General features: G+C 47.6%; 1 pseudogene. It reads right to left on the bottom strand.

The window, feature by feature from the left end:
- Positions 1–227, bottom strand: a pseudogene (locus EOC06_RS39520) (ATP-binding protein); the annotation flags it as partial.

Here is a 227-nt window from a genome sequence, read left to right as displayed (position 1 = left end):
GGCTTAAAGTGAATAGTCGTGCCAGTTTGATTTGTTTTGCCTAGCTTTTCAAGCGTAGTAACTGGCTTTCCTCCATCTTCAAAACGCTGTTCATAGATAAAACCGTCTCTTTTTATTTTAACGACAACCCACTCGCTCAAGGCGTTGACAACTGACGCACCTACACCATGCAGACCGCCGCTCGTCTTGTATCCGCCTTGTCCGAACTTTCCGCCTGCGTGCAGGAT

This window comes from Mesorhizobium sp. M7A.F.Ca.MR.362.00.0.0 (assembly GCF_004023175.1).
Taxonomy (GTDB): domain Bacteria; phylum Pseudomonadota; class Alphaproteobacteria; order Rhizobiales; family Rhizobiaceae; genus Mesorhizobium.
The sequence above is the reverse complement of the archived record's forward strand: the minus strand, read 5'-3'. Positions and strand labels throughout refer to the sequence as shown.